Origin of the sequence: Streptomyces telluris (assembly GCF_024519335.1) — a bacterium.
In the GTDB taxonomy this organism is placed as follows: Bacteria; Actinomycetota; Actinomycetes; order Streptomycetales; family Streptomycetaceae; genus Streptomyces; species Streptomyces telluris.
The window spans coordinates 1-22,100 of record NZ_JANIID010000001.1 but is presented as its reverse complement, the minus strand read 5'-3'; the positions used below and the strand labels follow the sequence as shown (position 1 = coordinate 22,100).

Sequence of the window (22,100 nt, the reverse complement as noted above, 5' to 3'; positions counted from 1 at the left end):
TCCGGGTCTCTCAGATCCGCCAGGTCCGGATCCGGTCGGCGCACTCGTAGACGTCGACGCGGTACTCCTTGATGTCGCGCGCGAGGTCGACTATCGACCCGTACGGCGGGTCGATACCCTCGCCGGCCGCGGCCATGTAGGCCACGACGACCATGCACGCGTACAGGCTGCTGCGCACGGGCAGCGGCTGCAGGCGGACGAGGGTGTGCATCAGGGCGGCCGCGCGCCAGGCGGCGTCGGGCTCGTGGTCGAACTTCGCCACGTCGAAGGCGTGCCGCGAGACGGCGGCGGCGAGGGCGGTGTAGTCGTGGACGGCGGGCTCTTCGTACAGCTTCTGCTCCTGTACGCCGAGGAGCCAGGGCAGATCGATGAGCAGCGACATCAGGCAGCCGCACCACCCGTGGACGGCGGAGCCTCCTCGGGGAAGGCGGCGTCGAACTCCGCCACGTGCTCGTTCCAGAACTTGGCGGCGCGCTCCACGAAGCGGCGGCGCTGCTGCTCGCGCACGGACAGGTCGTGCACGTACGCCTTGATGCTCTTGCCGTCCGCGGCAGCGGCCTCGCGGATGGCCGCGAGTTCCTCTTCCGTGAATTCGATGTTGAGTGCCGGCATGTCCCCACGGTACCGGCCGAGTACCGCGGGCGGCAGCGGCGCGGGCGGACTTCGTGCGCGGGGCGCGCGCCCGGCCGGTCAGCAGCCGCAGTCGTCCGCGTCGAGCGGGGCGGTGAGCGGGTCCGCCGGGAGCTGCCGGGTGCCGCCGGCGGTCTCCACCGCGTATCCCTCGCGGATCCAGTACTCGATGCCGCCCAGCATCTCCTTGACGCGGTGGCCGAGCCGGGCGAGGGCCAGGGCGGCGCGGGTGGCGCCGTCGCAGCCGGGGCCCCAGCAGTAGACGACGACGGGGACGGCGGGGTCGAGGAACTGCCGGGCCAGCTGCGGGATCTGTGCCGTGGGCAGGTGGACGGCGCCGGGGACGTGGCCCTGGTCCCAGGCCGCGGTGGAGCGCGAGTCCACGACGACGAAGTCCGCGGCGCCCTCGGCGAGGGCGGCGTGCACGTCGGCGACGTCGGTGTGGAAGGCGAGCCGGGCGGCGAAGTACGCGGCGGCGTCGGCGGAGGGCGCGGGCGGCACGGCCATGACGCGGCTCGCGGCGGGAGCGGCGGCAGCGGGGTCAGCGGTGGGGGCGGCGGTGAGGGCGGTGGTGTTCATGACCATGAATCTACGGCGCAAGATCACTGAGCAGAACCGTCATTCCTCGGCAAAACTCTTGAGTTACCAGGGATTTCACTGCTAAACATCGCCCATGACCGGCTATTCCCCCGACGCCACCGACTGGCGCATCCTCGACGCCCTGCAGCACAACGGACGCGCCGGCTACGCCGAGCTGGCGCGGATCGTGAACATGTCCTCCAGCGCCGTCACCGAGCGGGTGCGCCGACTGGAGGAGGCGGGCGTCATCGGCGGCTACACGGCCGTCGTCGACCCCGAGAAGCTGGGCATGCCCGTCCTGGCCTTCGTCCGGCTGCGCTACCCCAACGGCAACTACAAGCCCTTCCACGACCTGCTGGAGAGCACGCCGGAGATCCTGGAGGCCCACCACGTCACCGGCGACGACTGCTTCGTGATCAAGGTCGCGGCCCGGTCGATGCGGCACCTGGAGGAGGTGGCGGGGCGGATCGGCGCGCTGGGGTCGGTGACGACCAGCGTCGTGTACTCCTCACCGCTGCCGCGGCGCGCGATCGGCCGCTGAAGCCGGCCGCGTCCGTGACGGGCCCGGTGCGGCTCGGGCCGGGCTTGAGGTGCACTCCCGGCCCGGCCCGGCGCGGACCGGGGCCCCGCCCCGTTACGGCGTGGACCGGGGCCCCGCCCCGTTACGGCGTGGACCGGGGCCCCGCCCCGTTACGGCGTGCTCAGTCGTGCGGGCCGGCGCCGGCGACCTCGTGCCGGACGGCCGAGCCCGCGCGGCCCTTGACCACCCGCAGCTGGGCGGGCACGCGCCGGCGCAGGTCGGCGACGTGGCTGACGATGCCGACGGCGCGGTCCCGTTCGCGCAGCGAGTCCAGGACGTCCAGCACCTCGTCCAGGGTCTGCTCGTCGAGGCTGCCGAAGCCCTCGTCGATGAAGAGGGTGTCCAGGCGGACGCCGCCCGCCTCCTCCGTGACGACGTCGGCGAGGCCCAGGGCGAGGGCGAGTGAGACGAAGAAGGTCTCGCCGCCGGAGAGCGTGGCGGTGTCGCGCTCCTTGCCCGTCCAGTGGTCGATCACGTGCAGGCCGAGGCCGGAGCGGGCGTTGCCGCCGGCGCGGGCGTCGGAGTGGACGAGGGTGTAGCGGCCGGCGGACATGCGCCGCAGCCGGGCGGTCGCGGCGGCCGCGACCTGTTCGAGGCGGGCGGCCAGGACGTACGACTCCAGGCGCATCCGGCGTTCGTTGCGGGTGGAGGTGCCCGCGGCGAGCGCCGCCAGCTCCGCCACGCGGTGGTACTCCTCGCGCAGCGGGGCGAGCCGGCGGGCGTCGGTGACGGCCGTGGCGGAGAGCCGGTCCAGCTCCTGGCAGCGGGTGCGGGCGGCGGCTTCGGCGGAGGAGGCCTCGCGCAGGCGGGCGGTCGCGGCGGCGAGGGCCGCGGCCGCGGCTTCCGGTGCGGCGGCGGGGCGGGCGGCGGCGTCCACGGTCTGCGGGTCGGCGAGTTCGGCGGCCACGGCGGCCTCTTCGCGGGCCCGGGCGTCGAGGCGCTCCTGCAGCTCGCGCCGGGCCGCCGGGCCGAGCACGGCCTCTTCCGCGAGTGCGGGGTTGCCGAAGCCGGCGCGGAAGGCGGCGTCGGCGAGCCGGGCGTCGGCCTCCTTCAGCCTGTCGGCCGCGTCCGCGGCGGCGCGGACGGCTTCGACGGCGCCGGCCAGGACGTCCAGTTGCCGTTCCAGGTGGGCGGCCCTACGGGCGACGGACTCCTCGCCGCCGCGGGCCCGGGCCAGTTCCTCCTCCAGGGCGGCCAGGTCGTGGTCGAGCTGTTCGCGGCGCGTGGTGCGCGCGGTGATCCGGGTCAGGGCGGCCTGCCGGGCCTCGCGGCGCAGGTCGTGCTCGCGCTCGGCCCGCCGGAGCGCCTCCTGGGCCGGGTGCAGGTCGGCGCCCGCCGTGCGGGCCTCGGCCAGGGAGCGGCCGAGGTCGGCGGCGAGCGCTTCGAGCTCGGCCGCGGTGGCTCCGCCGGCGTCGGCCTCGGCGCGGGCGAGGGCGTCCCGGAGTCCCTGGAGCTCGCGGGCGGCCTCCTCGCGCCGGGTGTCGGCGCGCTGGAAGGCGGCCAGCGCGGCCTCCTCGTCGGCGCGGTCGACGCGGCCGGCCTCGGCCCGGGCCGGGTCGGGGTGTTCGGTGGCTCCGCACACCTTGCAGGCGGTGCCGGGCGCGAGCCCGCCCGCGAGCTCGGCGGCGATGCCGTCCAGGCGGCGTTCCTTGAGGTCGAGCCAGGTGGTGCGGGCGGTGACGGCGTTCTCGCGGGCGTCCGTCAGCCGCTGCTCGCCCGCGGCGGCGTCGCCGGTGAGGCGGTCGCGGTCGCGGGCGGCGGCCAGCCGCGTGCGGAGGGGGCCGGTCTCGGCTTCCAGGCGGACGGCCCGGGTGGCTTCGGTGTGGGCGGTCTCCACGCGCCGTTCGCAGGCGTCGCGCAGGGCGTCCCAGCCGTCGAGCCAGGCGTCGGCCTCGGCGAGCTCGTCCTCGTCGGTGCGGGCCTCGCGCTCCAGTGCGCGCAGCTGGACCGCGATGGCGTCGGCGCGCTCCTCGGCGCGGCGGGCGGCCGACAGCGAGCCGAGCTCTTCGCGCAGGCTCCGCTCCCGTGCGGCGAGCTGCCCGGCGCCTGCTTCCTGCTGTCCTTCGGGGAGCGCCGCGCGGATGCGCTGCTCGGCGGCGACGGCGGTGCGGTGGGCCCGCTCGGCTTCGGCGCGCAGGTCCAGGAGGGGGACGACGCCGTCGGCGGCGAGGGCCTGCCGCATCCTTTCGCGGGCCGCCTCGTGGGCGTCGCTCCGGGCGGCGAGGGCGTCGGCGCGCTCGCGGGCCCGGGCGTGGCGGTGCTGGAGGCGGGCGAGTTCGCGTACGGCGTCGGCGTGTTCCTGGGCGGAGCGGTGGGCGTGCTCGGCGGTGCGCGCGGCGACGACGGCGATGTCCCGGCGTTCCCGGGCGCTGCTGCGGGCGAGGGCGGCCCACTCCAGGACGGCTTCGGCGAGGCCGGGGTCGCCGGGGGTGAGCGGGGCGGGGGCCGCGGCGGCGCGCTGGGCCGGGACGGCCTGCCCGGCGACGGCGGCCGGGCGACGGGACGCGGTGCGGGGTGCCGGGACGCCGTCGCGGGCGCGGCCGGCGGGTGCGGTGGTGCCGCCCCCGGTCGCCGTGGCGGGCGCGGGCGTGCCCACCTCGGGCAGGGAGGGGTCTCCGGCGGCCTGGCGCATCCGGTGGGCGAGGGCGAGCAGGCCGTCGTCGCCGGCCCGTACGCCGGCCTCGGCGGCCCGGCGCAGCTCCGCGAGGCGCTTCTCGACGGCGCCGAAGCGGCCGGTGTCGAAGAGCCTGCCGAGGAGCTCGCCGCGGGCGGTGTCCTTGGCGCCGAGGAAGCGGGCGAACTCGCCCTGGGGCAGCAGGACGACCTGGCAGAACTGCTCCCGGCTCATGCCGAGCAGCTGTTTGATCTCCTCGCCGATCTCCTGGTGGGAGCGGCTGAGGGGCTCCCACGCCCCGGAGCGGTGTTCGCGCAGTTCGCTCGTGGCCCGTTCCTTGGTGAAGCCGGTGCCCTTCTTCTTGCGGCGCAGCTGCTCGGGGCGGCGGGTGATCTCCAGCCGCCGTCCGCCGACGGTGAGGTCGAGCACGACCTGGGTGAGGGTGCCGTCGGCGGCGTGGTCGCTGCGCAGCACGGGGGCGCCGCTGCCCTGGCGGGTGCCGGGCACCTCGTTGTAGAGGGCGTAGCAGACGGCGTCGAGGACGGAGGTCTTGCCGGCTCCGGTGGGGCCGTGGAAGAGGAAGAGGCCGTCGGCGGAGAGCGCGTCGAAGTCGATGGTCTGGGTGCCGCCGAAGGGGCCGAAGGCGGTGAGGGTCAGCCGGTGCAGCCTCATCGGGTCCCCGCTTCCTCGCCGGCCGCGGCCAGCCGTACGTGGTCGAGGGCGCCGGTGAGGATCTCGCGTTCGGCGTCGTCGGGTCCCAGGCCGTCGCGGACGTGGGCGACGAAGTCCTCGGCGATCTCCTGGTCGGTGCGGTCGCGCAGGCGCCGCGCGTAGGAGGCGAGGGGGTCCTGGGGGGTTCGTTCGGGGTCGAGGACGAGGCTGAGGACGTGGGGGAAGCGGGCGGCGAGCCGGGCCATGGGTTCGTCCGGGCGGTGGGGGTCGGTGAGGGTGGCCTCGACCCAGGCGTCCTCGTGGCGGGCGTGCTGCGGGTCCTGCAGCAGGTCGTCGAGGCGGCCGCGGATGCGGGCGAGCGGGCGTGGCACGGGGCAGTCGAGGCGTTCGGCGGTCACGGCTCCGGCGGCGTCCAGGTCGATCAGCCACATGGATTTGCGGTGATCGGTCTCGGAGAAGGAGTAGGCGAGCGGTGATCCGGAGTAGCGGACGCGCTCGGTGATGGTCTGGCAGCCGTGGAGGTGGCCGAGGGCGGCGTAGTCGACGCCGTCGAAGACGGCGGCGGGGACCTGGGCGACGCCGCCGACGGTGATGTCGCGCTCGCTGTCGCTGGTGGTGCCGCCGGTGACGAAGGCGTGCGCGAGGACGACGGAGCGGGTGCCGGCGGGCCGCGCGGCGAGGTCGGCGCGGACGCGGGCCATGGCGGCTTCCAGCACGGCCGTGTGGCCGGCGCGCTCGGCTCCCAGCTGCTCGCGGACGAGGGCGGGCTCGAGGTAGGGCAGCCCGTAGAAGGCGACGTCGCCGTGGGCGTCGGTGAGGACGACGGGGGTGGCGCAGCCGGCGGGGTCGGTGCGCAGGTGGATGCCGGCCCGGTCGAGGAGCCCCGCGCCGACGCCGAGACGGCGGGAGGAGTCGTGGTTGCCGGAGATCATGACGGTGGGCACGCCGAGGTCCGCGAGGCGGTGCAGCGCCTCGTCGAAGAGGGCGACGGCGCCGAGCGGGGGGACCGCCCGGTCGTAGACGTCGCCCGCGACGAGCACCACGTCGACCCGCTCGTCCCGGACGGTGCGGACGAGGTGGCCGATGAAGTCGCGCTGGGCGTCCAGCAGGTTCACCCGGTGAAACGAGCGGCCCAGGTGCCAGTCGGACGTATGCAGGATCCTCACGGGCCCCAAGTGTTCCATCTGCGGGCGGGTGGCGGGGCATGGCCCCGATGGGTGAACCGGGCGGGCGGGCGCGGCAACCCGCTGAAAGGATCCGGAAATATGCGACTTATACGAAACGGCTTCGGGCGGCGGCACGGCGGCGGTGCCCGCAGCTCCATACGCCGCCGCACCCCGCGCCCCCTCACCCTGGTGCTGATCGCCGTCCTGCTGCTCGCCGTCGGAGCCGCGTGCGCGTCCCGGAACGGCTCCCTGCCCGGCACCGGGGACGGCCGGGACGCGGCCGGCCTCGGGCAGCGGCCGGGCCACCCCCACCAGCAGGCACGGGAGCAGCCGCCACCGGTGCCCAAGGCGAAACTGACCCCCGAGCAGCGGCTCTCCGCCTCGCAGCGCTGGGGCCTGGACCAGCCTCCGCTCGTCGCACCTCCCCCGCCGAAGGAGAAGCCCGAGCTGTCCACGCCGGAGTGGGCGGACAAGGGATCGGGGCTGATCCCGGCGCCCGCCTCCGTGCCGACCACCGAGAAGATCGCCTTCCTGACGATCGACGACGGCGCGGCGAAGGACCGGGAGTTCCTGGACATGGTGCGGGAGCTGCAGGTGCCGCTGTCCGCCTTCCTCACCGACGAGTCCGCGGCCGAGGACTACGGCTACTTCCGCGACCTGCACGCCCTCGGCGTCTCCATCCAGAACCACACGCTGCGCCACCCGCAGCTGAACCACGTCTCCGAGGACGAGAAGTACAACGAGATCTGCGGCCAGCAGGAGATCCTGGAACGTGAGATAGGCGTCACACCGACGCTCTTCCGCCCGCCATTCGGCGACTTCGACGCCGACACCCTCGCCGTCGCCGAGGACTGCGGCATACAGGCCGCGCCCCTGTGGAACGAGGAGGCCTTCGCGGACCGGATCGACTTCCGCCACGACGACCAGCAGTTCCACCCCGGCGACATCATCCTGACCCACTTCAACGGGCCCAGGGCCTGGGGCGGCACCATGTGCGACATGCTGCGGACGGTGCTGCGCAAGCTCACGGAGCAGGGGTACGCGCTGGCGCGGCTGGAGGACTATGCCTGATCCTGATGCGGCCGGCGGCGGGGACGGGCGGGCCGGGGTTTCCCGGCTCGGGAAGGGGCGGGGCCCGGCCGGGACTCCCCGGCGCGGGAAGGGGCGGCCCCGAGGCCGTGCGGGCCCCGGAACCGGGCGGGCCCCGGAGCCGGACGGGACTCAGAACCGGACGGGACTCGAACCGGACGGGACTCGGAACCGGGCGGGGCTCAGGCGTCCCCGTAGGCCTCCCCGCCCAGTTCGAAGCGGGCGGCGCCGGCGGTGATGTCGGCGAGCCAGGCGCGGAAGCCCTCGACGTCCGCCTCGGGCAGTCCCACCTCGATGCGGACCTCGGCGCCGTAGCTCACTTCGCGCACGGCCCGCCCGGTCGCCCGCAGGTCGTTCTCCAGCTTGCCGGCGCGCTGGTGGTCGACGGTCACGGACGCCAGCCGGAAGCGCTGCCGGGTGACGGTGCCGAGCACGTCCAGGGCCTCGCCGACCACGCCCCCGTACGCGCGGATCAGCCCGCCCGCGCCGAGCTTGACGCCACCGAAATAGCGGGTGACGACGGCGACGGCGTAACGGACCTCGCGGCGGAGCAGCATCTGCAGCATGGGCACGCCCGCGGTGCCGCCCGGCTCGCCGTCGTCGCTGGCCTTCTGCACGGAGCCGTCGGCGCCCAGCACGTAGGCGAAGCAGTGGTGGCGGGCGGTGGGGTGCTCCTTGCGGATGCGCGCGATGAACGCCTGCGCCTCCTCCTCGGTGGCGGCTGGCGCGAGCGCGCAGATGAAGCGCGACTTGCTGATCTCGATCTCGTGCACGCCCTCGCGCGCGACCGTCCGGTACTGCTCCGTCATCCCGCCAGCCTAATTCCGTCTGAACGATCCCTGTGAGGCGCACGGGCCCTGTGGGGGTTGTTCGAGTGCTGAGGACCACGATGCCTTGATTGAGCCGGGCTCGTGAGGCCTCCGGCTGGACCGTGCGGACGGTCCTCGTGCTGGTGGTGGTGGCGGTCGTGCGGGCGCCGGGCGGATGCCTATTGGCTGCCGGGCGCTCGATGCCTCAGTGCAGAGCGACGGCGTCCGGCGTCTTCATGACCGCCACCACCTTCCGTGCTGTCGACTCATTGACCGGCTAGCGAGGTGGCGGACCGGCCTCTTGCCGAGTCCTGGAATCAGGTCGCTGCGTGGCCCGCATGCGCTCGTGACCAGCGCAAACAGCTCATGCTCAAAGAGAGGAATGACTTGGTCTACTGCGGAATCGACTGGGCCGAAGCATCCTCAACCCGCCCGCCGAGGACAAGGTGACGACGCACGAAGGCACGGCCGCCCTCACCTGCGTCCGCGCACGGCCGGTCACGGCCGGCCCTGCCGCCCGACCATCGTCTTTCGCGTTTGTGCCCTGGCCACCGGTCCGGTGGCCAGGGCACAAACGCTCACGGCACGGGAATCGCGCGCGGGGGTCCCCGTACGCCCGAATCCAAACGCTTTGACGTGGCCGTGTCAGAATGTTGATCATGAGCGACCGTCGGCCCGAGCAGCCCCCGCCGCCCCAAGAGGCCCCGCCGCCCGAGCCCGTCGACGCCCCGGAACCGGTGAGGGCGACGGATGCGGCGGATGCGGACTCCGGTACGGGCCCGGCGGACGCCCCGGCACCCACGGGCGGGCGCGCCTCGGATGCCGAGCAGTCGGACGACGCCCCGGATCCGGCGGCCGCGGAGGAACCGGACAACGCGCCGGAGAACAGCGACGCGCCACAGCCGCAATCCGAGCAGCCGAAAGCCGACATCCCGGAACCGGCGAGCACGGACGGTGACGCCCCGGAACCGGCGAGCGCTGACGGCGCGGACTCCGACCCGAGCCCGGCGGACGCTCCAGAACCGACGGACTCACGCACCCCGGACCCCGAGCAGACGGACGACGCCCCAGAACCGGTGGGCGCGGAGGAAGCCGACCGCACACCGGAGAAGACCGACGCGCCGGAACCGGGGCCCGAGCGACCCGACGCCGATGCTCCGGAACCGACGGATGCGCAGGACTCACGGGAAACGGGTGCCGAGGAAGCGAGTGCCGAAGACACGGGTACCGACGAAGCGGACGAGGCCCCGGAGTCGGAGGCCGTAGAGGAATCCGACAGTTCGCCCGAGCAAGCCGAGACTCCGGAACCGGAAGCCGAGCGATGGAATGCTGACGCCCCGGAAGCGACGACCGCTGAGGACGCAGATTCCGGCATAGGCCCGGCAGACGCACCAGAACCCACGGACGGAGAAGAATCCGGCGCTCCGGATCCGGAGGCTGAGCAGTCCGACGATGCTGCCCCGGAACCCGTTGACGCGGCGGACGCGGATTCCGAGACAGCCCCCGCAGTCGCGCAGGACGCGGGCGCCGAGCAGGCGGACGATGCTCCGAACCCGGGTGATGAGTCGCAGGGCGAGCCTGCGGATGCCTTGGGCCCGGTCGATGAGGCTTCGGAAGGGCGGTACGGCAACGACGCGCTGCGCGACGGCCCCAACTACCAGGATGAGCTCGATGACGAGTTGGGCGCACGCGGCCTGGACCGCTCCGAGCACGACAAGCTCCGGATCAGCCGGACCAACGAGCTGACGGATGAGCAGGCCCGTGAGGTGGTCGGGGTCCGTGACGCGATCAAGCTCGGCGAGGGCCAAATGGTGACCAAGGTGGTCACGCCCGAGCGCGCGCAGGCCTACCTGGAGAACTTCACACCGTCCGACGAGGACGACAAATTCAGGCCCGGCCAGTTCGTCGGCTCCATCGCGCGCGGCTGTGACACCGCCGACCTGCGCAGCATGGACCAACTGCGCGACGGGCTCGCTCTTGACGATGGCGGCGCCGGCTGGTCCGCGGTCCCACCGGGCGCGTCCGAGACGTACCAGCTGCGCTTCCCGGCACCGAACGACATGCGTGCCGAGCCGTCTTTCGGCGCCGTCGGCGACCAGGAGCGGGCCGACCAGGTCGCCCGCATGACCGGCCGGAGCGAGGGACTGGCCTATCTTCATCCGTTCCTGGGCACCGGCTACACCGGCGGGGGTGTCCCGGAGTGGATGGCCGAGCCCACCGGCTTCCCCCACGATGCTGAGATCTGGCTCATGCATGACGATGGCACCGAAGAGGCCGTCGGCTTCTTCGACAAGAACGAAAGGCTGTGGAAATACTATGGCTGACCCCGTGGGCCAACTCTCCCCGGTCAAGGGCGAGGTCGCTGTCTTCCGCGGTGAGCTCTATCAGGCCCGTGGCGCCGAGGGTCTGTGGCCGTGTGTCGAGCTGCTGCCCGAGCCCGGGCGGCCCGCACCCGAAGAGGTCGCGCCGCGCCGGGCCGCCGACGGATCGGTGGGATACCCGGTTCCGCTGGAGCGCCTGGAAGCCTGGTATGCCGTGACGTGGACGTTCCGCTGGCGCGGCGAGCTCTTCGAGTGCACCGCCGCCACGCCCACCACGCTGTCGGGCAACTACCTCGGCTCCGACGAACGCTTCGCCAAGGAGCACCTCAAGCGGCGGGTCATCGGCTACCGCGGCGTCTTCCCGCGCGACGAGGTCACCGAGCTGGAGCAGCACCGCAAGGATCTCCTGCAGCCCCGGCACGCTCTCGTGCGGCGTCTGGACGAGGTTGACCATTTCCGCCCCAAGGCCTACGCGGTTCACCGCGGCCGGACGTATCCGGCCGCTGCTGAGGCAGACGCGTCGGGCCTCATCGCTCTGACCACCGGGGATGACCGGCCCGAGGAGCTCGTCGCCGATCCCCGGGACCCGAGCGGCGAGCACGTCCTGGCCTCCCCGGAGCAGCTGGACGCCTGGTACCGCACCTACTGGACCTTCCGCTGGAAGGGCGAACCCTTCGACGCCGCCGGGACGGTGGACGGCAGGATCAAGGGCGTCTATACAGGCGGCAGCTGGGGTTTCGTCGCGAACAGCTTGCAGCTGACCCCGGAAAAGGGTCCCGACGGGGTCCACACCCGGTACACGGTCCAGGCGGGCCTCAAAAACGTCACCGACCTCGAACAGCACCGCACCGACCTCCTGGCCAAGCCGTAGCCGAGCCGGAAGGCAGCTGAGTCAGCCGGTCGCTTCCGTTGCCCGGACGAAGTCGTAGCGGATCTCCTGTCCCTGGACGTATGCGACTTCGTTGTGGTTGCGCAGTTGTACGGTGAACGCCGCCCCGGTAGGAGGAGCACTTCCTTCTCCCCCGGCTTCTGGGAGAAGGCGGAGTTGTCCCGTCCGCTGCGTCCGGCGAGTTCGAGCTGGTAGAGGACCCTGCGGCTGCCGGCGGTCGGGTACTGGAGCGGCAGGAACTCCTCGGCCTTCTTCCGCTTCTCGCTGGTGCTTGTGCTGGTGAAGCCGCTGAAGGCCAGCCGCTTCCGGGGCCACATCTTCCACCCCGCGCGGTACACCGTTCCCTTGACGGGAGGCAGCCGGTGCAGGGAGTCGGCGAGCATGTCGGCGTGGGTCGTGGCCTCGTCCCGCAGTGTGCCGGCGAGGGCGTGCAGCCGTTTCCTGACGGGCTCCAGCCGGGCCGTCCGCTCCCGGTCGCCGAGCCCCGGTGCCCGGTAGTCGTCGATCAGGCGTTGCAGCTCGTCGTCGCGCCACCTGGTGTAGGGGCCCTCGGTGGGCACGCCCTCGGCTATCCGGGAGATCATCTCGTCGATCAGCCGGCCGCCGCCGATCGACGTGAATCCGCCGGGGGTGGTGAGAATGCGGTTGATGAGCTGGTGGTTGTCCCCGCACGGAGACTGGCACGCCTCGGCGCAGAGGAAGCTCTTCAACCGCATGATCGGACAGCTCTGCCACTGCCTGCAGAAAGGCGAGCTGTTCGATGAACAGCTCGCCTTCCCCACACCTCACCGCCGCCGCTTGACGCCTCAGCGTCGCGAGGTGTCTATGCGGCACCCCGGGAATGGTGGCGGGGGGATGATCGTTGAGCGGGCATGTACGCAGAACCGGGGATCATCCGGAAGATCATCGAGGAGACCGGCGACACGTGGGCGCTGGTCGGACTGTCGTCCAACACGCGGCGTGCGGCCTACGGCGTGGCCGAAGTGCTGCGGCGCCACGGCAAGCGCGTCGTGCCTGTGCACCCCAAGGCCGAGACGGTCCACGGCGAGCAGGGCTACGCCTCCCTGGCGGAGATCCCCTTCGAGGTCGACGTGGTGGACGTCTTCGTCAACAGCGACCTCGCGGGCCCGGTCGCGGACGAGGCCGTCGCGATCGGCGCGAAGGCGGTCTGGTTCCAGCTGGGGGTCGTCGACGAGGACGCCTACGAGCGGACGCGCGCGGCGGGCCTGGACATGGTGATGGACCGGTGCCCGGCCATCGAGCTGGACGCACTGCGGCTCCGGAACGCGCGCGTCACCTCATGAGCGGGCCGCGTCATCTCATGACTGGGACACGTCATCTCATGACCGGCGTGCGGGAGGCGACTCCGGAGGACGCCGCCGAGATCGTCCGGCTCCGCCGGCTGATGTTCGCCTCGATGAACGACGACGACGCCGGGGGCGAGTGGGAGCGCGCGGCGGAGGAGCAGGCGCGCCGGCAGCTCGCGGCACGGCCGCGCCTGCTCGGGGCGTTCGTCGTGGACGGCGACCCGGCGCAGGGCGGGCCGCCGCACCTGGCCGCGTGCGCCGTGGGCCGGGTGGAGGAGCGGTTGGCCGCGCCCGGGCACCCGCACGGGCGGTTCGGCTTCGTCTTCACCGTCTCCACCGACGAGCGCTACCGGGGCCGCGGCTTCGCGCGGGCGACGACGGAGGCGCTGCTGGACTGGTTCGCCGGGCAGGGCGTCACGCGCGTCGACCTGCACGCGACGCCGGACGCCGAACACCTCTACCGGAGCATGGGGTTCGCCGAGCACTCGGTCGCACTGTCCCTGAACGTCGCGTCGCGCGCGGCGCGGCCCTGACGGAGGCGCCTACGACGGGGCCGCCCGTCGGGCGCCGCACGGGCGGTCAGTGTGCGGGCGGCACGACGACGGCCATGGTCATCTCCACCGGCTCCCCGCCGTCGTTGCGGTAGGTGTGGGGCACGTTCGCCTCGAACGTCGCGGAGGAGCCGGCGGGCACGGTGAACTCCTCCCCGTCCACCACGAGGCTGAGCTCACCCGCGGTGACCGTGAGCAGTTCGAGCGTGCCGGCGGGGTGCGGGTCGGAGGCGCTGACGTCGCCGGGGGCGATGCGCCAGTCCCACAGCTCGACGGGCCCGGGGCCCTGGGCCCCCACGAGCAGAGTGGTGTGACTGCCCGCCTCCGTCGACCACATCCGCACCGCCTGCTCCTTGGGCACCAGTTGGACACGGGTGCTCTGCTCCTGGTCGAGGAGCGTGGTGATGCTGACGCCGAGCGCGTCGGCGAGCTTGACGGTCGTCCCCACGCTGGGGTTCGTGCGGGCCTGCTCGATCTGAATGATCATGCCGCGGCTGACCCCGGAGCGGGCCGCCAGCGCGTCGAGGGTGAGGTGGCGCTCGCCGCGCCAGCGCTTGAGGTTGCGGGCGAGCGACTGGGTGAGCCGGTCGAGGTCCGTCGCCATGGGTGCGTCTTCTCTTCCGTCGTCTCTGCCGTCTGCTGCGTGCCGGATGCCGGGTACCAGCACCGGTGCCGTCAATATTTTATTACCAAAGTCGAAGATACTGAACTACGGTGTAGTGCACTGCACTGTTCACCACACTGTACTGCGAGGTGTCCCGATGACGGCGGTCTTCGCCCTGACCACGAGCTTCCTGTGGGGGCTGGCCGACTTCGGCGGCGGGCTGCTGACCCGGCGCATACCGGCCCTGACCGTCGTCCTGGTCTCCCAGATCCTGGCCGTGGGCGCCCTGGGGACGATCGTCGTCGCCACGGGCGCCTGGTCGGAGGCCGGCCCCCAGCTCTGGTACGCGGTGGCGGCCGGCGTCGTGGGCCCGGCAGCGATGCTCGCCTTCTACCGGGCACTGGCCCTGGGACCCATGGGAGTCGTCTCGCCCCTGGGCGCACTCGGCGGCGTCGCGGTACCGCTGGGCGTGGGCCTCGTCCTGGGCGAGCGTCCCGGCATCCTGCAGGTCGCGGGCATCGCGGTGGCCATTGCGGGCGTGGTGCTGGCCAGCGGCCCGAGCAAGAGCGGCGCCCCCGTACAGCGCCAGACCCTGATGCTCACGCTCGTCGCCGCCTTCGGCTTCGGCTCGGTGATGGCCCTGATCGCCGAGGCCTCCCACAACCTGACCGGCCTGTTCCTCGCCCTGTTCGTCCAGCGCGTGTGCAACGTGGTCGTGGGCGGCGGCGCCCTCTACATCTCCGTACGGCGCGGCTCACCCGCCCTGCCGGAGGACGGCTGGAACGGCATCCGCTCGTCCCTGCTCCCCCTCGCCTTCGTCGGCCTCGCCGACGTGGCCGCCAACGGCACGTACTCCATCGCCGCGAACAACGGCCCCGTAACGGTCGCCGCCGTCCTCGCCTCGCTCTACCCCGTCGTCACGGCCTTGGCCGCACGAGGCGTCCTGAGCGAACGCCTGCGCACGGTCCAGGCGACGGGCGCGGGGCTGGCCCTGGCAGGCACGGTCCTGCTGGCAGCGGGCTGACGCGCCCGCGCGCGGGCCCACCGGCGCGCCAACGGGCCTCAGACGGTTACGCAGTGTCAGCGCGCAGCGGGCTGACTGCTGGTCCGGCCCCAGGCATGCGTTGACCTGGCTACTTTCGGCGGGGTGAACCGGGGCCACTCCTTGTTGCGTCTGCGCTTGCTCGGGCCATGTTCGGCAGCTGATCATTCGCGGATGAGACCCGAAGTTCAGGCGTTTGTGGCCGATGGCGCTCTGCCGGATTGGCACGCCGACGAGGAAGAGATCGAGCGGCGAGTGAGGCAGCTCGAAGCCATCCCCTCGCCCGTCACGGCGGAGGAGGCGCATGCGCTGGCCGGCTGCTTCGGCCCGGATGACTGCTATGGCGTCGCGTGGTCGCTGGTGCACCTGATCGAGACCGTGCAGGGATCGTTGCCTTCAATAAACCTTCCCGGCCCCGACGCTGACGAGTGGCAGCAAACCCTCTGGGGCCGGTGGGGAAGCTGAAGGTTCCCCGACAGCGGCCGGCAAGGGTTAGCGGTCAGGGGGCTCGCCCCCTGGTCCACGAAGAGGGTGGCTGCTGCCACTACCCGGCGAGATGATGACTGGTATGGGGGACGCGCGGTCCAGGGCATGGCGTGTGGGCGGGACATATCTGGTGTTGGCGCTGGGTGGGACGGCCGGGGCGTTATGGCTTGCGGACCGATTCTCCCTGGGGGCTGCCGCTACCACGGTGTCCTTACTGCCTACGCTGGCACCGTAGTTCCTGTCCTGGGCGACATTCAGTGCGAGTGCCGAGCAAGATGCCGAGCAGACGCTGGAAGAGACCGCCGAGCAGTTGGCACAGGCCGTTCACCGCCAGTGGGAGGCCGAGGTCCGTGTGCGGCAGCTCAACGACCCCTATCCTCTCTCGGTGTCCTGGAAAGCGGCTTCGGAGGACCTCGTCGAGACGTGGCCGCTGCTGCGGACGATCGCTATCGACTGGCCGGGCGGGCCGGTCGGCGACCCTGCGGGCTGGGCCGCAACGCCAGAGGACCTGGCCGGGGCAGGGGCTCAGATCACCCAATTGTTCACCCGCAACGTGCCGACCCAGCGGCTGTTGGTGCTCGGCCGACCGGGGGCGGGCAAGACCGTCTTGCTCCTGCGGCTGCTGCTGGGCCTGCTCGCCCAACGCGCCTCCGACGAATCCGACTGCCGGCACCCGGCAGTCCGGGCGGTCCCAGTGCTGTTTCCACTGGCCTCGTGGAATCCGGCCCGTCAAGACCTGTACGCATGGATGGCCGACCGGCTCGCCGCAGACTACCGCGGCCTGGCACGGCCGGCCCCGGCCCGCTACGGGCCGGTCGACCGCGCCCGTGCTCTGCTCGACCACCACCTGATCCTGCCGATCCTGGACGGCTTCGACGAGATCCCCTTCGCTGTCCGCGGCACCGCCCTCAGCGCGATCAACCAGGCCCTGCCGCTGGGGCAGGCCGTGGTGCTGTCCAGCCGCGTTGCCGAGTATCGCGACGCCCTGCGTCCCGCCTCGGGAGTACCGGTGAAGCTCGCTGGAACTGCCGGTATCGAACTGTGCCCGCTCTCCGCCGCGGACGCCACCGCCTACCTTCAACGGGACGCGGGCGGCACAAGCGAGGCCGCCGATCGCTGGGCCACCCTCACCACACAGTTGGGAACCCCCACGCCTGTGGGAGAGGCGCTGCGCACACCACTGATGCTCTTCCTTGCCCGAACCATCTACAACCCCCGCCCCGGTGAGCGCGCAGCAGATCTGCCGCATCCCGCAGAACTCTGTGATACCTCGCGTTTCCCCACCCGTGCTGCTGTCGAGACCCAGTTGTTCTCCGCATTCATCCCAGCCGCCTACCGACTTCACCCCCGGTACCCCTGCCGTTGGACTCCGCGACAGGCACAGGTGGCCCTGACGTTTCTCGCCCGGCATCTGCAGCACACTCTGCACGGCACACCCGACCTCGCCTGGTGGCAACTTCACCGAGCCGTACGGGCAACTATTCCTCTGCTGATCAGCTGGCCTATCGCACTGCTGGCGGGCAGCGGGCTCGGGATCTTCGCGGCGATCCACACCGTCGATGACGCGATAGGGGTCAAGCTTGGCAACGCGATTGGTGCATTCGTGGGAGGCATGATTATCGCGTTCACCATCACTCTCCCGCTCTGGCTCACCTTCGAGACAGAAGGCCGGCAACCCGCAGCCAAGGTTGTCTGGGTCCGGAACTGGCCCTGGCTTGCCGTCAGCCTCAGCTTGGCCGTTCTGACAGCCATGATGGGCGCCTCAGCTCCAGCAGTCGTCATGACCGGCCTGGGGACCGGTATCGCCACCGGGGTCCGTGTCGGCTCGGCCGATCCGGCTGTGGCCGTCGGCCCACGGGCCTTGTGGGCCCGGGACCGCCGGGTCTTCTGGCAACTCACCCTCGTGACCGCCGCGGTAGGACTGGGACCCGCAGCGGTCATCGCCGGCGTATCTGTGGTCAGCTTGTGGGTAGGACTTGGCATCGGCGTTTGGCTCGGGTCGGGCATTGCCTTCTCCTCCACCGCCTGGGGCCGTTCGCCGTCGCCCGCCTCTACCTGGCGCTGCGCCGACGCCTTCCACGCGATCTCATGGCCTTCCTCTCCGATGCCCATGAACGCCGGGGCGTGCTGCGTCAGGTGGGAGCGGTCTACCAGTTCCGGCACCTCGACTTGCAGCGACATCTGGCCGACTGACCTTGACTTTCATCCCAAGGGACCGCTCGCCGTGCCCAGCGCTAATAGTCCGGCCTTGTGGAGGGCAGATGGTGGATAGCTTGATGCCATGGACAGCCCCTGCCTACCCGGCAGACTCTGAGGCGGAGAAGCGATATAGGTGCAGCGCACCTGTGCGCACATCCTCGTAATCAACTGCCGGAGGCCATAGAGGTCTTGTGCCATCACGGGCTCGCAGCGCGCACCGGCAGGCCCGTGACGGCCGACGGGTGCCGGTGCGCTTCCCCAGCCGCTGCCCACGGTGGCCAGCGGCGACCGGCCAGCGCCCCCTGGCCTCGTGCGCCCGGGCCAGGTGCGGTACCGCGGGGAGGAGCTCGGCGTACTGGATGGGGTATGACGCCAGAGAGGGGGCGAGGGGTGGACGTGTCTACTGGCCTGACGCCCCAGACGAAACAACCGGCCCCTCCAACTGATCGCCTCCTCCACACCCGGCCTCATCAGGGACAAGGCTGGCCCGCATGTGACGGCGGCCCGGGACGGGCCAGTGCTTGCTTCCCAACCTGGGGTGTCAGGTGTGAAAAGCCGTTGCCATACCGATCATGGAGTCTGTCGATCGAACGGGAGTCTCGATCGGGTGATCGCGGGCCCTGCCCGGCATGAGAGCAGGGCCTGGCGGTATGCGGGGAAAATCCAGGGGAGCGGACGGCCGCGCGCTGCTACGGTCGGGTGCCATGAGCTGGCTTCCCGATGACTTCGTCCACCCCGTCCTGGTACCGCTGCCGGGCGGTGGCCATCACCTGCGGCCGATCCGGGAGGCGGACACCGCGCTCGACTATCCGGCTGTGATGGGTTCGCGCGAGCGGCTGTGGACCATCTTCGGCCCGGCCTGGGGCTGGCCCGCGGCCACCATGACCTACGAGGCCGACCAGGCCGACCTGTTGCGGCACGAGAAGGAGATCGCCGCACACCAGTCCTTCAACTACGCGCTGTTCGACGCGGCGGAGACAGCTCTGCTTGGCTGTGTCTACATCGACCCACCGGAGAAGGCCGGCGCGGACGGCGAGATCTCCTGGTGGGTGGTGGACGAGCTGGTGGGCAGCAAGGTCGAGCAGGCCCTCGATGAGCTGGTGCCGCAGTGGATCGCCGCCGACTGGCCGTTCGAGCAGCCGCGCTTCCTCGGCCGCGAGATCTCCTGGTCGGACTGGCGCGCCCTGCCGGAGCATCCCGGCACGTAAGTGGTTGTTGCCATCCGCTACCTGGTCGCGGGCGGGATCTCGTGGCGGGCGATGCCATTCGGGCTTCCCCGCATGGGCCCGGGTCTACGCATTCTTCCGCCGCTGGCGCGAGCACGGGCTGATCGCCGAGTTCCACGACCGGTTGCGCGGGGCGGCCCGTGAGCGCGAGGGCCGTGAGGCCGAGCCCACAGCGGGGATCACCGACGCGCAGTCAGTGCGGGCCGCCGCGACGGTGCCGGCCGCCTCACGGCGCGGGAAGAAGGTGCCGGGCCGCAAGCGGCGCATCGTGACCGACACTCCCGGCCTGCTCGTGGCCGTCGCGGTCACGGCTGCGAACATCGGCGACCGGGACGCCGCGGCGGGCCTGCTGATGCGGCTGCGCCGTCTGCACCGCGACAGCACCCTCGTGTGGGCCGACGGCGGCTGGACCGGCTCCCTCGTCGGCTGGTGCCGGGACAAACTCGCCCTGACCTTAAAGATCGTCAAGTGCACCGACGACATGGCAGGGTTCGTGGTGCTGCCGAGGCGGTGGGTGGCAGAGCGCACGTTCGCGTGGTTGATGAACTCCCGCCGTCTGGCCCGGGACTACGAGACCCTGCCCGCCACCAGCGAGGCGATGATCCGGTGGTCGATGGTCACCGGATGAGCCGGCGTCTGGGACGGCCACGGTCCGCCGGACGGCACTGAACGCCCCCGACGCCTCCAGGAGGAGCCACCCGCACTCCGCCAGGCGTCGGGCTTTCGACCGCAGCCCCTCGACCTTCGCCGGCGTCGCGTCAAGGCCCAGCTCCACCGGGATCTCCTTGGCCCGAAGCGGTCCGTGACCCGTGGATCGCTGCCGTTCGAGCACGCCCAGAATGCGCTGATAGTCCGGCGCCAGAACCGTCACCGGCAGCCCTTCCCGCCAGAGCGGCACCGTCGAGCCCGGCACCGGCGCGAGCGACAGCACCGCTTTCTCCTCGGCCTCGGTCCCGGCGGTGGTCTCGGCAGCCGAGGCTGCCAGGGCCTCGACCAGCTCTTCCCACGCGATCACCCGCCGGTCCAGCTCAATCTCGGCGGCCTCCGCCGCATCAGCCAACCGGGCTACTTCCTCCCGTAGCCCTTCCACCCGCACACGGGCCGCTGTCTCCCGCTCCTCCAGCATTCCCAACACCGACGCCATCGCGCACCCCTCGCTCACGGAGCGGAAACAAGACGCCGGATGCCTTTCTCATTCCGAGCTACACCATGCCTGACCAGCAGAAATCAATGGATCACGTTCGGTTGAGATACGGCTTCTCAGGCGTTCATCACTCTGAGACCACTGAGGCATGAACTCGGACCACTCCCGCCCGGTGATGGTTGCTGCGGTGTCGATCGTGGCCCAGCCGATCGAGAGTTCATCCAACTTCGAGTGACAAACCTCCACCTGAACGCCGTCGAAATCCAGCACCACCGGACAGTCGGCAAACCAGTCTCCGCTCTCGACGAAGCGCACCAACGCGAACCCCGTCAGCCGCCGACCAGCCAGCCTCACCCGACGTGATCCGTGCGCCTGCCGAACCGCCTCGATCCCGACCAGGAAGGACGGCTTGAAACCAGAAATCCCCATGTCCACAGCACCCGAGCCTCCCGGCCTTCAGTTCGACCGGCTAGCGCATATTCGAATTAGCATCCCGCGCCCGCCCCGCGGGGCCCGCCTCAGCCTCCACGTGGACGATGTCACGGCGTGGTGTGCCGTGACATCGTCCACGCTGTCGTGCCGGGGCTTTAGCGTCTTGGCGCAGGAGGTTCTCATGGACAAGGTGATCGGGCGACAGATTTTCGCGGCTGCTGGCATCACGGTGTGTCTGATGTGCTGCACGGCGTGCTCCGGCGACGAGAAGCCCAGTCCGCCGGAGACGACTTCACCTACCCCATCCCTCTCCGCATCCGCGGCGACTGACGGCCCGGTCCCGCCACCACCGCCTGGGCCGACAACAAGCGGCCCCTCAGAACCGACGAAACCCGTCCCTGTGCCTACGCACCCGGAAACCCCCCCACCACCCACACCCGCCAGTACATGACTGCCCCAGGCGGGGTCCGAAAGCCGTCGGCTCCTGGGGAGCCTGGCGGAGATGACCTCGCGACCTTGGTGAAAGTCCTCGTGGGTCAGGCGTCGTTCATCGCGGCACTGATGTTCTATCTGGGGGCGGTATACACCAGCACCTACTACGGCTATTTCCATCTGTCACCCTTCACCCTGGGGTTCGGGTTCTCCCAGTTCGTCGTCCAAAGCCTCAATCTCCTCACACTGCCGGTCCTGCTGGCCGGCGGCATCGTCCTGCTCCTGGCAGGACTCAGAATCCCGCCTGGCCCGGTCACCCAGTTCCTGTCCGCCGTCCTGTCCACGGCTGCGCGGTTTCACCTGCTCGTGCTCGCCGCCGGGCTGACCCTGCTCCTGATGTGGCCGCAGATCGCTCCGTACGGTTGGGTCGCACCCCTCACCCTCGCGGCAGGGCTACTGCTCGGGCAGAGAACAGCAGCAGACAACAGACCGCGGCACAGAGCCGTACCACTCGCCGCCGCCGGCCTGCTCCTCCTGTGGGCCGCCACCCTGGGCGCCTCGTACCTCGGCCGACACGATGCCCGCGTACATGCGCACCACGTGGGTGAATGGACCGGCGTTCTAGTGCTGAGCAACAAGCGCCTGAGCCTGCACGGCGTCCACGAGGAAGACCTCGGAAGCAAGCTGCGCCACCGCTACCGCTATACCGGCCTGCGGCGACTCGTCGAAGGCCCGGACAGCTACTACGTCGTGCCTCAGGGCTGGAAGGCGACCACCGACCCCCTCTACGTGATCCCAAAGAGCGAAGAGACCTGGGTCGGCTTCATGCCGTGATACCGCGGGGCTCTCAGGTGTCAGCCGTGAGAGCCTCATCGGTCGACTGTCCCGTTTCGGGACTGGGCTGGGCCGGGCATGGCCCGTGACGGCCGACGGGCGTAGGCGCGCTTCCCCAGCCGCCGCGCACGGTGGGCGACAGCGACCGGCTAGCGCCCCCGGCCCCGCGCGTCTGGGCCAGGAGCCGCGGCGCATCGTCTGGCCATAGCTCCCCCAAGCTGCAGCAATCGAGCCAGGCTCGCGGCTACAGGGGTTTGCCCCTGAGCTGGTCAGCTCCGCATACCGGGCAGGCACTGGCTCCGGGTGCACGGAGGGCTTCGCGTGCTCGGGCTGTGGTGAGCTCGGCCGGGTCCTTAGTCCGGAAACAACTTTCGTGGTGGACGACCGTAGGCCGAGGGCCGGTGTCGTTGTAGGTGTGGCGGGGGCGTTCGATCTTCCAGCGGTCAGTGTCGTCCCCGCGTACCTGGGGCCGGCCCGCCCCGGGTGAGGGTGCA

The 22,100-nt window shown here is 71.5% G+C and carries 21 protein-coding genes; 11 read left to right on the top strand and 10 right to left on the bottom strand.

Annotation, left to right across the window (positions count from 1 at the left end; translation table 11 throughout):
• Positions 1 to 10: 10 nt before the first annotated feature.
• The 3 genes from NQU55_RS00100 to NQU55_RS00090 all read right to left on the bottom strand — a co-directional run bounded on the left by NQU55_RS00100 (position 11) and on the right by NQU55_RS00090 (position 1,209).
• Positions 11 to 382, bottom strand: a complete 372-nt coding sequence (locus tag NQU55_RS00100; RefSeq protein ID WP_058041443.1) for a hypothetical protein — start codon at positions 380 to 382, stop codon at positions 11 to 13.
• A complete protein-coding gene (locus NQU55_RS00095; protein WP_058041442.1) occupies positions 382 to 612 on the bottom strand; it encodes a type II TA system antitoxin, ParD family in 231 nt (76 codons plus the stop codon). The genes NQU55_RS00100 and NQU55_RS00095 overlap by 1 nt, the downstream gene beginning before the upstream one ends.
• 78 nt (positions 613 to 690) lie before the next feature.
• A complete protein-coding gene (locus NQU55_RS00090; RefSeq protein WP_168091411.1) occupies positions 691 to 1,209 on the bottom strand; it encodes a rhodanese-like domain-containing protein in 519 nt (172 codons plus the stop codon).
• Between the two features lie 94 nt (positions 1,210 to 1,303).
• Here NQU55_RS00090 and NQU55_RS00085 point away from each other — a divergent pair, with 94 nt between their 5' ends.
• A complete protein-coding gene (locus tag NQU55_RS00085) occupies positions 1,304 to 1,750 on the top strand; it encodes an Lrp/AsnC family transcriptional regulator (RefSeq protein WP_168091412.1) in 447 nt (148 codons plus the stop codon).
• A 160-nt stretch (positions 1,751 to 1,910) separates the two neighbouring features.
• Here the strand turns inward: NQU55_RS00085 and NQU55_RS00080 are convergent, their stop codons facing one another.
• Together NQU55_RS00080 and NQU55_RS00075 are read right to left on the bottom strand one after the other, a co-directional pair.
• Positions 1,911 to 5,075, bottom strand: coding sequence for an AAA family ATPase (locus NQU55_RS00080; protein WP_256789322.1), 3,165 nt, complete (start codon positions 5,073 to 5,075; stop codon positions 1,911 to 1,913).
• Positions 5,072 to 6,241 (bottom strand): exonuclease SbcCD subunit D, encoded by a 1,170-nt coding sequence (locus NQU55_RS00075; RefSeq protein ID WP_168094755.1) that lies wholly within the window; start codon positions 6,239 to 6,241, stop codon positions 5,072 to 5,074. Before NQU55_RS00075 ends, NQU55_RS00080 begins: the two co-directional genes overlap by 4 nt.
• A 99-nt stretch (positions 6,242 to 6,340) precedes the next feature.
• Between NQU55_RS00075 and NQU55_RS00070 the strand changes: the two genes are divergently transcribed.
• Positions 6,341 to 7,312 carry a polysaccharide deacetylase family protein gene (locus NQU55_RS00070; RefSeq protein ID WP_168094756.1) on the top strand — a complete coding sequence of 324 codons (972 nt, stop codon included), beginning with the start codon at positions 6,341 to 6,343 and terminating at the stop codon, positions 7,310 to 7,312.
• Positions 7,313 to 7,512: 200 nt separating this feature from the next.
• Here the strand turns inward: NQU55_RS00070 and NQU55_RS00065 are convergent, their stop codons facing one another.
• Positions 7,513 to 8,139 (bottom strand): YigZ family protein, encoded by a 627-nt coding sequence (locus NQU55_RS00065; protein WP_168094757.1) that lies wholly within the window; start codon positions 8,137 to 8,139, stop codon positions 7,513 to 7,515.
• A 659-nt stretch (positions 8,140 to 8,798) separates the two neighbouring features.
• Between NQU55_RS00065 and NQU55_RS00060 the strand changes: the two genes are divergently transcribed.
• Positions 8,799 to 10,463, top strand: coding sequence for a hypothetical protein (locus tag NQU55_RS00060; RefSeq protein WP_168094758.1), 1,665 nt, complete (start codon positions 8,799 to 8,801; stop codon positions 10,461 to 10,463).
• Positions 10,464 to 11,174: 711 nt separating this feature from the next.
• Here NQU55_RS00060 and NQU55_RS00055 read toward each other — a convergent pair.
• On the bottom strand, positions 11,175 to 12,059 hold the full coding sequence (locus NQU55_RS00055) for an ADP-ribosyltransferase family protein (protein ID WP_256789319.1): 885 nt from the start codon (positions 12,057 to 12,059) through the stop codon (positions 11,175 to 11,177).
• A 162-nt stretch (positions 12,060 to 12,221) separates the two neighbouring features.
• Between NQU55_RS00055 and NQU55_RS00050 the strand changes: the two genes are divergently transcribed.
• Both NQU55_RS00050 and NQU55_RS00045 read left to right on the top strand, forming a co-directional pair.
• Positions 12,222 to 12,653 (top strand): CoA-binding protein, encoded by a 432-nt coding sequence (locus tag NQU55_RS00050; protein WP_058041433.1) that lies wholly within the window; start codon positions 12,222 to 12,224, stop codon positions 12,651 to 12,653.
• Between the two features lie 38 nt (positions 12,654 to 12,691).
• Positions 12,692 to 13,189 carry a GNAT family N-acetyltransferase gene (locus NQU55_RS00045; protein ID WP_168096467.1) on the top strand — a complete coding sequence of 166 codons (498 nt, stop codon included), beginning with the start codon at positions 12,692 to 12,694 and terminating at the stop codon, positions 13,187 to 13,189.
• Positions 13,190 to 13,235: 46 nt separating this feature from the next.
• Here NQU55_RS00045 and NQU55_RS00040 read toward each other — a convergent pair whose 3' ends face one another.
• Positions 13,236 to 13,811: a helix-turn-helix domain-containing protein gene (locus NQU55_RS00040; RefSeq protein WP_168096468.1), complete on the bottom strand. Its 576-nt coding sequence runs from the start codon at positions 13,809 to 13,811 to the stop codon at positions 13,236 to 13,238.
• Positions 13,812 to 13,968: 157 nt separating this feature from the next.
• Between NQU55_RS00040 and NQU55_RS00035 the strand changes: the two genes are divergently transcribed.
• The 5 genes from NQU55_RS00035 (at position 13,969) to NQU55_RS00015 (ending at position 19,392) form a co-directional block, all read left to right on the top strand.
• Positions 13,969 to 14,835, top strand: coding sequence for an EamA family transporter (locus NQU55_RS00035; RefSeq protein ID WP_168096469.1), 867 nt, complete (start codon positions 13,969 to 13,971; stop codon positions 14,833 to 14,835).
• Between the two features lie 192 nt (positions 14,836 to 15,027).
• The gene (locus NQU55_RS00030; protein WP_256789317.1) at positions 15,028 to 15,318 is read left to right on the top strand and encodes a hypothetical protein; all 291 of its coding nucleotides are present in this window, start codon (positions 15,028 to 15,030) and stop codon (positions 15,316 to 15,318) included.
• 406 nt (positions 15,319 to 15,724) lie between these two features.
• Complete coding sequence (locus NQU55_RS00025; RefSeq protein ID WP_256789316.1) at positions 15,725 to 17,611, top strand: NACHT domain-containing protein; 1,887 nt, start codon at positions 15,725 to 15,727, stop codon at positions 17,609 to 17,611.
• Positions 17,612 to 18,242: 631 nt separating this feature from the next.
• On the top strand, positions 18,243 to 18,746 hold the full coding sequence (locus NQU55_RS00020; RefSeq protein ID WP_168096380.1) for a GNAT family N-acetyltransferase: 504 nt from the start codon (positions 18,243 to 18,245) through the stop codon (positions 18,744 to 18,746).
• 4 nt (positions 18,747 to 18,750) lie between these two features.
• Positions 18,751 to 19,392, top strand: a complete 642-nt coding sequence (locus tag NQU55_RS00015) for an IS5 family transposase (protein ID WP_256789311.1) — start codon at positions 18,751 to 18,753, stop codon at positions 19,390 to 19,392.
• Positions 19,393 to 19,956: 564 nt separating this feature from the next.
• Here NQU55_RS00015 and NQU55_RS00010 read toward each other — a convergent pair.
• Complete coding sequence (locus NQU55_RS00010; RefSeq protein WP_240977090.1) at positions 19,957 to 20,343, bottom strand: hypothetical protein; 387 nt, start codon at positions 20,341 to 20,343, stop codon at positions 19,957 to 19,959.
• Between the two features lie 513 nt (positions 20,344 to 20,856).
• Between NQU55_RS00010 and NQU55_RS00005 the strand changes: the two genes are divergently transcribed.
• On the top strand, positions 20,857 to 21,606 hold the full coding sequence (locus tag NQU55_RS00005; protein ID WP_256789307.1) for a hypothetical protein: 750 nt from the start codon (positions 20,857 to 20,859) through the stop codon (positions 21,604 to 21,606).
• Positions 21,607 to 21,850: 244 nt separating this feature from the next.
• Here the strand turns inward: NQU55_RS00005 and NQU55_RS37030 are convergent, their stop codons facing one another.
• Positions 21,851 to 22,039 (bottom strand): DUF6233 domain-containing protein, encoded by a 189-nt coding sequence (locus tag NQU55_RS37030; protein ID WP_372504608.1) that lies wholly within the window; start codon positions 22,037 to 22,039, stop codon positions 21,851 to 21,853.
• Positions 22,040 to 22,100 lie beyond the last annotated feature (61 nt).